The organism is Robbsia sp. KACC 23696 (genome assembly GCF_039852015.1).
Lineage (GTDB): Bacteria > Pseudomonadota > Gammaproteobacteria > Burkholderiales > Burkholderiaceae > Robbsia.
Genome location: NZ_CP156626.1, coordinates 1,633,840 through 1,646,865 on the forward strand (window position 1 = coordinate 1,633,840; position 13,026 = coordinate 1,646,865).

Consider the following 13,026-nt stretch of genomic DNA (forward strand, 5'->3'; position numbering starts at 1 on the left):
GATGATGACCGATACGAAGCAGGCACCAGTCCTCGACCTTAACGAAGTCAGTCTGACCGCGCGACTCGGCGCGGAACCGGTGGCGGCGCTGCGCAAGCTCAGCTTGCAAATCGCGCCGGGGCGGGTCCTCGGTATCGTCGGCGAATCCGGGGCGGGGAAGAGCATGCTCGCGCGGCTGATTTCCGGCCTCTTGCCGCCGCGTTTTGACGTCACCGAGGGCACGATGCACTTTGCCGGTCGCGATCTGTTGAAGATGACGCCGAGCCAGCGCCGCGCCTTGTTGGGGCGCGAGATCGCCTTCGTGCCGCAGGAACCGCTGACGGCGCTCGATCCGTTGTTGACGATCGGCGACACCTTCGTCGAGCATCTGGCGCGCGTCGGCGTACCGTCGGCGGAGCGTCGCCAGACCGCACACGATGCGTTGGCGGCGGTGCAGTTGCCGGTGCCCGATCAGATGTTGAAACGCTATCCGCATCAGCTCTCCGGCGGCCAATGCCAGCGCGTGCTGATCGCGATGGCTTTTTCAAGCAACCCGGCGCTGCTGATCGCCGACGAGCCCACAACCGCGCTCGATGTCATCACGCAGACGCGCGTGATGCGTCTGCTGGCGGCACAGCAACGGGAACACGGCACGGCCGTGCTGCTGATTACGCATGATCTGCGTCTGGCCGCGCACGTCTGCGACGAGGTCGCCGTGATGTATGCCGGCGATCTGGTCGAGGTGGGCCCGGCGCGCGACGTGCTAGACAATCCGCGTCACCCCTATACCCGCGCCTTGAAGTATGCGACGCCGGATCTGGTGGGGCCGCGTCGGCGTCTGCCGGTGCTGCCCAAGCAGATGCCGGGCTTGTCGGCGCTCGCGGGCATCACCGGCTGCCGCTTCGCCTCGCGTTGCGCGGTGGGCGACGCGACCTGTAGCGGCACGCGCGTGATGCGCGTCGCGCCGAACGGCCATCGCGTCTCCTGCAGCGAGGCCTGCGAGTTCGCGAGCGACGGTGCATCGACGGCGCAACCGTTGGCGGTGCCCGCGGCGCAGACCGAGGCGATGCCGGTGGCGGAGCTGCGCGAGGCGACGCTGACTTACCGGACGCGCGTGGGGCTGCTCGGGCGTAAGTTCACGCAATTCGACGCGGTCAAACCGCTGTCGCTGAAGATCTATCCCGGCGAGTTCGTCGGCATCGTCGGCGAGAGCGGCAGTGGCAAGACGTCGGTCGCACGCCTGCTGATGGGTATCGAACAACCGACCGACGGGCGCGTGATGATCGGCGGGCAGGACATGACGCATGGCAGCGCGACGACCGTGCGGAAAGCGCGCGAGCAGGTGCAGATCATTTTCCAGGACCCGCAGTCGGCGCTGAATCCGCGCCGGCGTGTCGACCAGTTGCTGACCCAGGCACTGGAGGCAGCAGGCTTGCCGAAGCAGGAGGCCGCCGACCGTACGGCGCGGGCGATGCAGGTGCATCAGGACGTCGGGCTGCCGGGCGACACCTTGTATCGCTTCCCGTCGCAGTTGTCCGGGGGGCAGAAGCAGCGCGTCAATATCGGCCGGGCGCTCTGCGCGACGCCGCAGTTGATCGTCGCCGATGAGATCGTCTCCGGGCTCGATGTATCAGTACAGGCGCAGATTCTGAATCTCTTGCTGGCGCTGGGCCGCGAACGCGGTATCGCGCTGCTGTTGATCTCGCACGATCTGGCGGTCGTACGCTATCTCTGCAGTCGCGTGCTGGTGATGCGCCGCGGCGAAGTGGTGGAGCAGGGGCTGACCGAGACCGTCTTCGCGGCACCCCAGCATCCGTATACAAAAGCGCTGATCGCGGCGGTGCCGAGCGACAGCCCCGACGCGCACTGGCCGCCCGAGGAAGAGGGGGATGGTCTCGGCGTCGGCACGCAAAATGGAGTCGTGCCCGAGGCGGCGTGAAGGCATGATGTAAAACCCGTGTCCGATGACATTGCGGCAGGCACCGGTGAGTACGCCCGCAGACACGGCTATAATTGTCGGTTAGGTTCAGTGAGGAGAGCAACATGGCAGGCGCCGCCACGGCGAACGTCAAGCAACCGAAGCGCTCGGCGCTGCGGCAGACGACGTTAATGGAGTCGGTGTACCAGGAGATCCTGCGGCGTTTGCAACGCGGGCAGATCGGCCCGGACGACCGGGTGCTCGACTACGAGATCGCGAAGGAATTCGATTGCACCCGCATGCCGGTCCGGCAGGCCTTGTTACGGCTGGTCAACGAAGGCTATCTGGTGGGCTCGACGCGGGGCTTCATGACGCCGGTGCTCAGTGCCGACGATGTGCGCGAGATCTTCGAGGTGCGTCGCCTGCTGGAGCCGAGCGCCGCCGCCTCGACCATCTCGGTGCTGAACGATACGCAGCGCGCCGCGCTGGCCACTGCGTATCGGGATGCGCGACGGGCCTACGAGCGAAACGACATGGCGTTGATGACCGAGGCGAATGTGGAATTCCGCGGCATCTGGCTCGAAGGGGTGGCGAATACCCGTTTGAAAAGCACCATTTTGCGTTGGTCGGATCACTCGCGCGAAGTGCGGCGGGTTACCATGCACAAGCCGGGCACGATGGAGATGATCGCCGATGGCTTGCAAGCGATGCTGAAAGCGTTCAACGAGTTGGACGCCGTCAAATTGCAATTGGCCGTGCGCACGTTCATCGACGATGCCGAGCGGCAGTATTTCCTCGTTATCGAGGAGGACAGCGGCACGCGCAAGGCGCTGGCGCCGCTGTCCCGCTGAACGAGGCGCGTGCTGCATTCGGCGATGCGTCCCTCGCTTCGTCGCGCGATCGCATGTCCTCGCCGATGCGACCTCGCCGCAGCGCGCCAGCAGTGCGATTTCAGAAACGATAAACAAAAATTAGAGAATACTGAATTTCTTTAGTTTCCCTTGAAGCTGTTGTTTTCGGCACCCCCGTCAGGCGGTAATCTCTCGCCGTTCCCTTCGGGTTCGCGCCGCCTTCACGGCACGCCTAGTGCGATTCCCTGATATCGTTTTGCTCTTTAAATACAGTACTATTTCCAGTATTTTTGTATCTACTGTCGGTCGTGCGCGACGCCTTTTCTGAGCAGCCCTGAGCGTTTCCCTATCGATTACCCGCGAAAGCATCAACAATATGATGTAACGCTTGACGTTCGAATTTTCGACAAATAATCTGAATTCAGAATGTTCTAAAGACGATGTCTGGCGATGAATGTTCTGGTGCCGCCGATGCCGCTCATGCGGAACGATGCTGCATCTCTCATCAATAAAGACTGTCGCGGGATGCGACGGAAGATAACGGGAACCACAGTGAAGACGCCCCTGATCACCCTGCCTCGCCTGCATGCTTTTGCCCTGGCCGCTGTCACCTTGCTGGGCGCTGGCGCCGCGCATGCGCAAAGCAATGTCACGCTTTACGGGATCATCGACAACGGCTTGACCTATTCGAGTAATGAAGGCGGCCATTCCGCATGGCAGATGCAAAGTGGCATATCGCAGGGCAGCCGTTGGGGCTTGCTGGGGTCCGAGGACCTGGGCGGCGGCACGGCAGCCATCTTTCGTTTGGAAAACGGCTTCAACATCGACACCGGTGCGCTCGGCCAGGGCTCGCGGATGTTCGGACGCGCGGCCTATGTCGGTTTGAGCAATAAGACGTTCGGTACCTTGACGTTGGGGCGTCAGAACGAATTCATGGGCGACTACGTCGGCGCCTATGGTGCGAACGGCAACTGGGGCATTCTGTTGCCGCACGCCGGCGATCTGGACAACACCGGTATCGATTTCCGCGTGAATAACGCCGTACGGTACGTGTCGCCGGTCATCGCCGGCTTCACGTTCGGCGGTTTGTACAGCTTCGGTAATGTGGCCGGCGCGATGGGTACCAACGCCATCGAATCGTTCGGTATCAAGTATGGCAACGGTCCGCTGAGCATCGCGGCGGCATACACGGCAATCGACCATCCGGCGACTGCCGTTAGCGAGGGCGTGTGGACTGCGGCGAATCCGGTCGATGGCAATTACGGTATCGCCGCCAAGCATTACCGTTCGACCGGGATCTCGGCGCAATACGTCTTCGGCAAGGCCAAGGTCGCCGCGGTGTACACGAATACCCGCTTCTCCTCGCTGGATCCGACGCTGGGCGCACGCATCGGCGGTTCGGTCAATTTCAATATCGGCGAACTGGTCGCGTCCTACAACGTGACCCCGGCACTGCAGCTCGGCGCGGCATATAGCTATACGCAGGGCAGCGTGTCGCAAACGGGCGCGACGCCGAAGTACCACATCGCCGGCGCGATTGCCGATTACTTCTTCTCGAAGCGCACCGACGTGTATCTGCAGTCGACATGGATGCACGCCGCGGGCGACGCGACGGTCGCCGCGCTGGCACCGGTCGAGACGGCATCGACCAGTGTCAATCAGGTCATCGTGCGCGTCGGTTTGCGTACGAAGTTCTGATCGATCGGGCTTGACGTCCATGCGAGGCCGATTGCTTCGCGTGGACGCGATCGGCGATTCGGACAGGTTTCATCCGCGTTTTCTTCAACCACGTAGTGCACTGATCGTGTTCGACCAGCGGGAGAATTGATGGACAGCTTTGATATCGACGCACGCCGCCGGCGCCTGCTGCTCGCCACCTTGGCGACCGGATGCATGTTGCCTTTGGATTTCGCGCGCGCCCAACAGCAGGCCGCCGGGGATGTGCTGAACATCGCCTATATTTCCGACGTTCCCGGCTGGGATCCGACCGCGGTCACCGTGCCGCAGGCGCAGTCCATTTTCACCACCGTATTCGATTCGCCGCTGCGCTATTCGCCCAAGCTGGAATTGCAGGCGCGCCAGATCAAAACGTGGAAATGGCAGGACAAGAATGCGCAGCGGCTCGAAGTCGAGCTGCGCGACGATATTTATTTTCATGACGGCTCGAAGCTAACCACCGCCGATCTCAAATACAGCTTGCGCGACCGCCCGGCACAGGACAAGAAGCTGGCGGTTGGCGGGATGTTCAACACCTTGCAGGATGTGGAAATCCTGTCGCCGACGCGTGCGGTGATGGTCTACAACCGTCCCACGCCGACGGCACCGATCTATTTCGCTTTCCTGGCCGGCTATATCATTCCGAAGGCCTATATGGAGAAGGTCGGCCCGGACGCGTTCCAGGCCAAGCCGATCGGGGCGGGCCCGTATCGCGTCGTCGATTACGAACGCGGCTCCCGCATCGTTCTGGAGGCATTCGACAAGTATTGGGGCGGGGCGCCGCCGATCAAGAACGTCACGATCCAGATCACGCCGGACCCCACCGCGCGCGTGGCGGCGATCGAATCCGGACGCGCGAGCGTGGCCGTACAGCTGCCGTTACGCGAAACGCTGCGTCTGGGCAAATTGCCCGGGATCACGTCGAAGATCTATCCGTACAGCGAAATCTATATGCTGCGGATGCCGAATTACGTGAAGCCCTTCGACGATATCAATGTGCGTCAGGCAATGCACTACGCCATCGATACGCAGGCGCTGTCGAAGGCCTTCTACGGCGGCGTCGCGCGTCCGGTGTCGGTGGTCGCGGTGCCGGGCTCGCCGGCAGACGTACCCGGCTTTACCTTCCCCTACGATCCGCAGAAAGCCATCGCCGCATTGGCGAAGTCCGGGTACGGTCCGAACAAGCCGGTGAAAGTGCCGTTCCTGACGACCAACGGTACCTTCCCGAGCGACTACGATGTTGCGCGCGCCATCGCCGGCATGTGGCAAAAGGTCGGCATCGAAGCGGAACTGACGCAAACGACGATGGCCCAGGTGATCGGCCAGATCCAGGCGACGAAGATGCCCGGCGTGCTGCTTTACAGCTGGGCGAACTCGACCGGCGACCCGGAAAACTATACGGGCCGTCTACTTGATCCGCGCCTGCGGTTCTCCGCGTGGAAGGATCCGGCACTTGGACCGCGCGTCGACGCGCTGATGACCGAAACCGATGAAGCCAAACGGATGCAGGGCTATCGGGATCTGAACAAGCAGTCGTCCGAGGAGACGTGGGTCGTGCCGTTATTGCAGGCCGTCACCACGATCGCCTATCGATCGAACATCGATGTGACCGTGTTCGACAGCGGCTATATCCTGCCGGTGGATTACAAGCGCAAGGCGTGACAGCAGAAGAAAAGGCACGGTGCACCGCAAGGTGCCCGTGCCTTTTGTCGTGGTGGTGGCGTGAACCGGGCTTCGTCGGATCGCGCCGCTGCCCTGCCGGCTTTCGGCGTATCGGTGGGCAGGAAAGTCAGTTGGCTCTGGCGGTCAGCCAGCGGGGGGACGGCACGCTCGTGCTGCGGCCTGAGAATGCCGGAGAGCGCGGATGGGGCGCGGCATAGCGCGTTTCGGCATCGACGCGCGTGGCCGTGGGATGACGGGCGAACAGCGATTCGAACCAACGGCCGGCCGCGCAAAGTCGCGCATCGTCGCCATGGCGTGCAATCAATTGCAGGCCATGCAGATGACCGTCGTCGGACGTGAACGGCAGTGTCAGCGCCGGGTGACCGCTGAGGTTGAAGGCCCGGGTCAGTGCATCCAGTTCGCCTTCGGATGGATGGACCGTGGGCAAGGCGATGACGTCGGCATGCGTCAGGGCGCGATCGACCGCGGCACGGAAGTCGCGCGCCTGGCGCAGCGCCTCTGCAAGCCGGTCGGGCGCGGGGGCATCGACATCACACTCCTGCGCGCGGCCGGCGACGGTCGAGATCAACGCCGCCGCATCGGCCGCCGCTGCCAGTCCAGGCAGACGTACCGTGAAGCTCGATGACGGAAACGGCGATGTCAGCGGGCGCGATGCGCCGGCCGCGGCAGCGATAGCGATGGCGTGATCCGCCTGCAGCGCCGGCATCTGGCAAGCGCTGAAAAGGAGTGCATGAACGTTCGACCAGTCCTTGGCGCGGAGATAGCTGCTGTCGGCCGGATCGAGGTTGCCGCTGCAGTCCTCGCTCGCGAGCCAGGCAACGCGAACCGGCTTCGACGGATGCGCCGCGAGGGCCTCGTCGAAATCGTCGTCCAATGCGGCCGCCACATCGATCAAGGTCTGCATGTCAGGGGCGAGTGCGCCGACGCAATACATCGGCAGTGCGACGGTGCTGCCGCTATCGGCCTTGCTCCGCGCGGTGCCGGTATCGACCCGATAACTCGGTTTGAACCCACAAATGCCATGCAAGGCGGCGCCCACGCGCAAGCCGCCGGTGAAATCCGCGGCGAGCGCGGCTCGCACCCAGGCATTGGCGACGGCCGACGCGGCGCCGAAATCGCCGTGACCGACGCGCGTATCGATATACCAGCCGGAGGACAGAACGCGCCGTACCGCCGGCGCGTGCATCGAAACACGTTGACGACGTTGCAGCGGGCGCGGGCGAGGCGACCGCGCCTCGCGACCTGTCTCACAAAGCGCGTCTGTCGCGGGGACCGTCTTCAATCCGGCAATGGCGATCGTGTCTTCGATCGCCAGTGACGGACCGTCGAAATCTCCTAGCGCAAGGGGGCGAATGAAGGCGTTCATGGCGTCCTGGACTCTTCTGTTTTTTGGCGCCGCTGTGGGGACAGCGCCGTGCAGCAGCACGTGAACAGAGTGTCCGATGCGCTATAAAATCCGTCAAATCAATCGCAAAACAGTCGCATCATCAATCACGCTGATACGAACCGGGTTTTACAGGCCGCTAACAGCGTGTAACGCGGCCGCGCGGCGTGCCCGGATGTCAGAATTTGACGCGAAGACCCGCCTCCAGGAAAGCCTGTCGATTCGACGTCGACGGGCTCAGCGCGGCGATATTGGCTTTCGCCGATGTGCCGGTGGATTCGGTCCCGCTCGCGATCTGATAGGAGCCCAGTAGATAAACGTCGGTGCGCTTCGACAGCAAATAGTCATAGGACAAGGAGAGCGTGTGGTAATTCGCGTCGCCGACGCTGCCCACGCCGCTGCCATGCGTCAGACTGTAGACGGCGCCCAGGACGATGTCCGGACGCAACAGGTAGTCGAGGTTGATTTCGCCGGTATTGAACGACGCCGTGCCGCGCAAGCGCAGCGGATTGGCACCGTCGGTGCTGTTGCCGAGCCCCTGGAACTGGACGTTCGAATAATTGACGCCGATGATCAGATTGCCGATCGTATAGTTCAATGCGGCGGCGATGTCTTGATACGTGTGAGCCGACGCATAGCCGCTGAACACCGAATAGGCGGTCATATTGTTCGTCGTCGCGCCGTTCACATTGGTCGGGGTATTCGTGAAGAAGGACTGGTTCGGGTCGCGCACGTTCAAATACGCGGCGCCGAACTCGATCGGGCCGCCCTTGTAGTTCATGCCGACGGACCAGATCTGGTTGCGGGTGAAATCACCGGTCTGGCCGCCCATCCCATAAACCGCGTTACCGCTCAGGCCGTTGTAGGTGGGGGACTGATATTTGATGGCATTGTTGACGCGCTTCACATTATTGAAGTTGTCGAGATCGCCCATGTGCGCGGTATTGCCGCCGCCGGTCTTCATCGAGGTGATCATGGCGCCGACGCTATCGACGACCGAATCGTATTGCCGCCCCAGGGTCACCGTACCATATTGCGCCGACGACAGGCCGACATAGGCGGTGCGACCGAATTCCAAGCCGCTTTGGCCGGCCGCGCCGGTGCCGAGGTTCAAGCCGTTCTCCAGGCGGAAAACCGCTGTCAGTCCGCCCCCAAGATCCTCGGTGCCGCGAAAACCCCAGCGGCTGCCCTGTTTGACGCCACTGGTGCCGCCGATCAGCCGGCCGCCGGCATTGTTATTCGTGTACTGGATGCCGTAATCGAGGATGCCGTAGATCTGCACATTGCTTTGCGCGTGCGCGGCGCCGCCGACGATGCCCAGTCCGAGACCGAGCGCCACGGTGAGGGCGCGCATTTTTAAGGGCGTTGCACGACGCGCGCGTGTCGACGCATGTGCTGCGGTGGCGTCACGGGAGCCGGGGGGCAGGGCGTGATAGCGGGAAGCGGAAGGCGAAGGCATCGACAGTCTCTCGGTAAGAGTAAATAAGGACAACGAAGTAGAAGTTATGAGGAACGACGGGTGATCCGGCACGCCGCGCGGGCAACGTGCCCGTTGCGGCGGCGCTTCAACGCATCAGCGTTGCAATGCGGAAAAGAAGGTGTGCAGACGGTCCATCGCGGTGCGCAGCACGGCTTCGGTGTTGGCGGTAAAGCAAATCCGCAGGAAGCCTTCTCCGGCGCGGCCATAGAAGCTGCCGGACTCCACGACGACGCGCGCTTCGCGCAGGATGCGGTCGGCGAGCGTTTGCGAGTCGAGCCCCGTGGCACGGATATCGGGAAACGCATACAGCGTGCCGTGCGGTATCGTGCAGCGCACGCCCGGCATGGCGTTCAACGCGGCCACGACGAGGTCGCGTTTGAGGCGGTCCGCCGCGACCATATCGTCGACCATTGCGCGGGGACCGGTGATCGCCGTCAGTGCACCATATTGGATGAAGGTGTTGACATGCGTCACGTCGCTGGCGCTGATCTTCATCAAGGCGGCGATCGCCTCCTTCGGCGCGCAGAGATAGCCGATACGCCAGCCATCCATCGCATAACCCTTGGTGAAGGCGAACATCGAGATCGTGCGAGACGCCATCCCCGGCAGCGCGCCGATGCTGATGTGCGCCGCCTCGCCATAGACGTTGTCCTCGTAGACCTCGTCGGCGAGGATGACCAGGTCGTGTCGAATCGCAAGGTCGGCCAGCGACTGCAGTTCATTCCGGGTGTGCACGCGCCCGGTTGGATTCGATGGATTTACAAGGACGATCATCCGCGTGCGCGGCGTGATAGCCGCTTCGATCGCCGCGATATCGAAGGCGAAATCGTTGTCCTGATCCAGGTCGACGATGACCGGCACGCCGCCGGCCATTTCGATCTTGCCGATATGCTGCGGATAATAGGGCGCCAGCAAGATGACTTCGTCGCCCGCGTCGAGCAAGGCAAAGAACGCCGCGAACGACGCGTGCGTCAAACCGTTGGTCACCAGGACCGCATCGGCATCGACGTCCAGGCCGTTGCGTGTGCGCAGCTTATGCGCCAATGCTTCTCGCAGCGCCGGTACACCTTGTAGATCCGTGTAGTGGACTTCGCCGCGCAGCAAGGCGTCGATGGTCGCCTGTTTGATCGGCTGCGGCGTATCGGCAATGGGTTTGCCTAATTCGAGATGAATGACATCGGCGGTGTCGCCCCCGAGCTGTTTGGCCTTGTCATACATGCCGTAGTTCTTTTTCGACGTTTGTGTGATACGTGATGCGAATTTCATGAGCGTAGGATTCCTTTCGTGACCCAGGTGACTGCGATGGCTGCGATGGCTGCGGAGGGAGCGGCGCGCATCGGCGGACCGCGCAGCACGCAGGCGATGCCGATCTTTCTGGGACTATTGGAATGGTGGCCGGCGCGCATCGTCGTCAGGCCGTGCCTTTGACAACGGTGTGCAGGGCGCTGGCGAGCCGGTCGATCCCGGCTGCGCTCGTCCGCGCGCCGGGCGACAGGCGCAGCGTGCTGCCGCGTGCATCGGCCGCGACGCGATGCTGCGTCAGCGTCTGCACGGCGGCCTGCGCGCGTGTCGGCGACGCGAGGTCCAACATGATGCTGCCGCCGCGGCGGGCAGGATCGCGCGGCGTCAGGACTGGCAGGCCGCAGGTATCGGCGATATCGATGACCGTGTCGCCGAGCGTCAGATTGTGCGCTCGCAGTACGTCGACCGTTTGCGAAAGCACCCAATCGAAGCCCGGGCGCGAAGCGATATACGGCAGGATCGACGGCGTGCCGGTGTCGAAACGGCGCGCGTCCGACGCAAAGCGGAACTGCGACAGATCCCAGTTGAAAGGGTCGGGCTGGCTGAACCACCCGCGCAGTGCCGGTACGCGACCGTCGGCGAACAACCGGGGACCCGCATAAGCGAAGGCCGCACCGGGCACGCCGCACAGCCATTTCAGCGTCGAGCCACAGACGATGTCGACAGGGTAGCGGTCCAGCGTGAAGGGCAGAATGCCGGCGCCTTGCGTGATATCGACGGCGACCATCGTGTCATGCTGCTTGGCATGGGCGCATAGCCGCTTCAGATCGGCGCGCTTGGACGTCAGCGAGGAGACCCAGGTGACGATGGCCAGCGCGACATCCGCATCCCAGGCGGCGATGAAGTCGTCGTCATGGACGAAGCCCTTGCCGCCATCGCCCCGGTCCGCGATCGGCACGGTACGCAGCGTGAAGCCATGGCGCTCGGAAAGTCCCTGTAGCAGGAAATGCAGACTCGGAAAGCAATCGGCGGCGATCAGAACGACGCGGCCGCGTAATGCGGATCCGGCCGACGATCCCGTCGTTTCATCGGCGAGGGTATCGATGCAGCGCGCGAATGCCTCGGTCACGTTCGGTGCCGGGAAGAGGCTGGCCTCAGGCGCATGGATCAAGCTCGCCCAGTTTGCAAGCAGCGCCCTGCGTGCTTGCAAGGCAAAGGTCCAGCCGTCGTCCTGCGGCCCGCACCAGGCGTGCGTGAACGCAGCCATCGCCGCGTCGAGCGCCGCTTGCTGGCCGGGAAAGCGGCCGGCGGAATGATACAGACACCAGCCGCTATCGCTGTCTTCTTCTGCGCTGGTGTGGGCGACGTTTCGCTCGTTCATGATCGTGTCGGGTCGTTGCCGCAGCGTCAGATCTGCGGGGGCAAACGTTTGTAAAGTCCGATGCAGATCAAGCTGAGCACGGCGCAGCCCATCAGGTAGAAGCTCGGGGCCGCGGGATCGCCGGTTTTTGCGATCAGTATCGTCACGAGCCAGGGCGTAAAGCCGCCGAAGACCATGACGCCCACGTTATAACCAAAGCCCAGTCCGGTGCTTCGGATCGCGGTGGGAAACAGCGAGGACAGCACGGCGGCGAGCGGGCCGAAATAGACGGCTTTTATAAGCCCGGCAATCACCATGATCGTCATCAGCACGCCAAGCGACGGCGCCATCAGCAGCCACTTAAAGCAGGGATAGATCGTCAGCAACGTGGCGCAGGCAGCCAGGCGCATGATCCGCGCGCGGCCGAAGCGATCCGCGTAGTGGCCCATGATCGGCGTCAGCACCATCAGGATCAGGCCGGTCACGACGGTGGCGGCGAAGCCGGTGGACGCCGGGAGATGCAGTTGCTTCACCGCATAGGTCGGCATGTACAGAATCATCAGATAACTCGCCGCCGTGGACACCGACAGAATGCCGGCGGCGAGCAACAGGCGTCCTTTGTAGTGCGCGAACAGTTCCGTCATCGGGGCGGGCGCCTGCACGTGCGCGCGGTTATCGGTGGGTAGCGTGTCGTCCACGAAACGTCGGATATACAGACCGACCGGCGCGATCAGCAGACCGAAGGCGAAGGGGATCCGCCAACCCCATGCATCGATCTGCGCGTGCGACAGCTGGGTACTGAGCAAGAGTCCGAACGCGGAGGCCAGCACCGTGCTCATGCCTTGGCTGGAGAACTGCCAGCTTGCAAGAAACGCTTTGCGATCCGAGCGTTGCTCGACCATCAAGGCGGTGCCGCTGCCGAATTCGCCCCCGGTGGAAAAGGCAATCAGGAAACGCGCGAGCATCAGGCCGAGCGGCGCGCAGACCCCGATATCGGCATAGGTCGGGATGACGGTACAGATCAAGGTGCCGACCGTCGTCAACGAGAGCGCCAGCAGCAGCGCCGATTTTCGGCCATGGCGATCCGCGTAATGTCCCAATACCAAGGCCCCGAAGGGCCGGAACAGATAGGAAGCGCCGAACGTGCCGAACGTCAACAGCAGCGAGACGGTTGCGTCCGATGTCGGAAAGAACAACTTCGCGATCGTCACGGCGAAAAATCCGTATGCCGCGAAGTCGAACCATTCCAAGGCGTTGCCGATGCTGCTGGCGACAATCAGCCGTCGCAGCGCGGCGCGATTCTGCGCGGCCGATTTCGCCGGCACGCCGGCGGCCGTCGTTGCGACATCGGAAACGGCGCCGGCGTCGGCCGGGGCGGAGAGGGCATCGTGTCTCATTATCCTGTCCATAAAA

Annotated in this window: 10 protein-coding genes; 5 read left to right on the top strand and 5 right to left on the bottom strand. The window is 63.1% G+C overall.

Going from position 1 to position 13,026, the window contains the following annotated elements; genetic code table 11:
• Window position 1: 1 nt before the first annotated feature.
• The 4 genes from ABEG21_RS06815 (at window position 2) to ABEG21_RS06830 (ending at window position 6,126) form a co-directional block, all read left to right on the top strand.
• Entirely contained in the window at window positions 2–1,918 is a 1,917-nt protein-coding gene (locus ABEG21_RS06815; protein WP_347556459.1) for an ABC transporter ATP-binding protein, read from the top strand.
• Window positions 1,919–2,022: 104 nt separating this feature from the next.
• Window positions 2,023–2,748, top strand: coding sequence for a GntR family transcriptional regulator (locus ABEG21_RS06820; protein WP_347556460.1), 726 nt, complete (start codon window positions 2,023–2,025; stop codon window positions 2,746–2,748).
• Between the two features lie 552 nt (window positions 2,749–3,300).
• Complete coding sequence (locus ABEG21_RS06825; protein WP_347556461.1) at window positions 3,301–4,446, top strand: porin; 1,146 nt, start codon at window positions 3,301–3,303, stop codon at window positions 4,444–4,446.
• A 129-nt stretch (window positions 4,447–4,575) separates the two neighbouring features.
• Window positions 4,576–6,126 carry an ABC transporter substrate-binding protein gene (locus ABEG21_RS06830; protein ID WP_347556462.1) on the top strand — a complete coding sequence of 517 codons (1,551 nt, stop codon included), beginning with the start codon at window positions 4,576–4,578 and terminating at the stop codon, window positions 6,124–6,126.
• A gap of 127 nt (window positions 6,127–6,253) precedes the next feature.
• Here the strand turns inward: ABEG21_RS06830 and ABEG21_RS06835 are convergent, their stop codons facing one another.
• From ABEG21_RS06835 to ABEG21_RS06845, 3 genes are all read right to left on the bottom strand, one after another.
• Complete coding sequence (locus ABEG21_RS06835) at window positions 6,254–7,513, bottom strand: hypothetical protein (RefSeq protein ID WP_347556463.1); 1,260 nt, start codon at window positions 7,511–7,513, stop codon at window positions 6,254–6,256.
• A gap of 196 nt (window positions 7,514–7,709) precedes the next feature.
• A complete protein-coding gene (locus ABEG21_RS06840) occupies window positions 7,710–8,885 on the bottom strand; it encodes a porin (RefSeq protein WP_347556464.1) in 1,176 nt (391 codons plus the stop codon).
• Window positions 8,886–9,104: 219 nt separating this feature from the next.
• Window positions 9,105–10,277, bottom strand: coding sequence for a pyridoxal phosphate-dependent aminotransferase (locus tag ABEG21_RS06845; RefSeq protein ID WP_347556465.1), 1,173 nt, complete (start codon window positions 10,275–10,277; stop codon window positions 9,105–9,107).
• 18 nt (window positions 10,278–10,295) lie between these two features.
• Between ABEG21_RS06845 and ABEG21_RS06850 the strand changes: the two genes are divergently transcribed.
• Window positions 10,296–10,439 carry a hypothetical protein gene (locus ABEG21_RS06850; RefSeq protein ID WP_347556466.1) on the top strand — a complete coding sequence of 48 codons (144 nt, stop codon included), beginning with the start codon at window positions 10,296–10,298 and terminating at the stop codon, window positions 10,437–10,439.
• Here the strand turns inward: ABEG21_RS06850 and ABEG21_RS06855 are convergent.
• Window positions 10,423–11,634 carry an aminotransferase class V-fold PLP-dependent enzyme gene (locus ABEG21_RS06855; RefSeq protein WP_347556467.1) on the bottom strand — a complete coding sequence of 404 codons (1,212 nt, stop codon included), beginning with the start codon at window positions 11,632–11,634 and terminating at the stop codon, window positions 10,423–10,425. The genes ABEG21_RS06850 and ABEG21_RS06855 overlap by 17 nt on opposite strands.
• A 26-nt stretch (window positions 11,635–11,660) precedes the next feature.
• On the bottom strand, window positions 11,661–13,010 hold the full coding sequence (locus ABEG21_RS06860; protein ID WP_347556468.1) for an MFS transporter: 1,350 nt from the start codon (window positions 13,008–13,010) through the stop codon (window positions 11,661–11,663).
• Window positions 13,011–13,026: the final 16 nt, after the last annotated feature.

Excerpts from the sequence above, each read along its gene's own strand:
- ABEG21_RS06815 (WP_347556459.1), top strand. The coding sequence starts at position 2 with ATGATGACCGATACGAAGCAGGCACCAGTCCTCGACCTTAACGAAGTC.
- ABEG21_RS06820 (WP_347556460.1), top strand. The coding sequence starts at position 2,023 with ATGGCAGGCGCCGCCACGGCGAACGTCAAGCAACCGAAGCGCTCGGCG.
- ABEG21_RS06830 (WP_347556462.1), top strand. The coding sequence starts at position 4,576 with ATGGACAGCTTTGATATCGACGCACGCCGCCGGCGCCTGCTGCTCGCC.
- ABEG21_RS06835 (WP_347556463.1), bottom strand. The coding sequence starts at position 7,513 with ATGAACGCCTTCATTCGCCCCCTTGCGCTAGGAGATTTCGACGGTCCG.
- ABEG21_RS06840 (WP_347556464.1), bottom strand. The coding sequence starts at position 8,885 with ATGCGCGCCCTCACCGTGGCGCTCGGTCTCGGACTGGGCATCGTCGGC.
- ABEG21_RS06845 (WP_347556465.1), bottom strand. The coding sequence starts at position 10,277 with ATGAAATTCGCATCACGTATCACACAAACGTCGAAAAAGAACTACGGC.
- ABEG21_RS06855 (WP_347556467.1), bottom strand. The coding sequence starts at position 11,634 with ATGAACGAGCGAAACGTCGCCCACACCAGCGCAGAAGAAGACAGCGAT.
- ABEG21_RS06860 (WP_347556468.1), bottom strand. The coding sequence starts at position 13,010 with ATGAGACACGATGCCCTCTCCGCCCCGGCCGACGCCGGCGCCGTTTCC.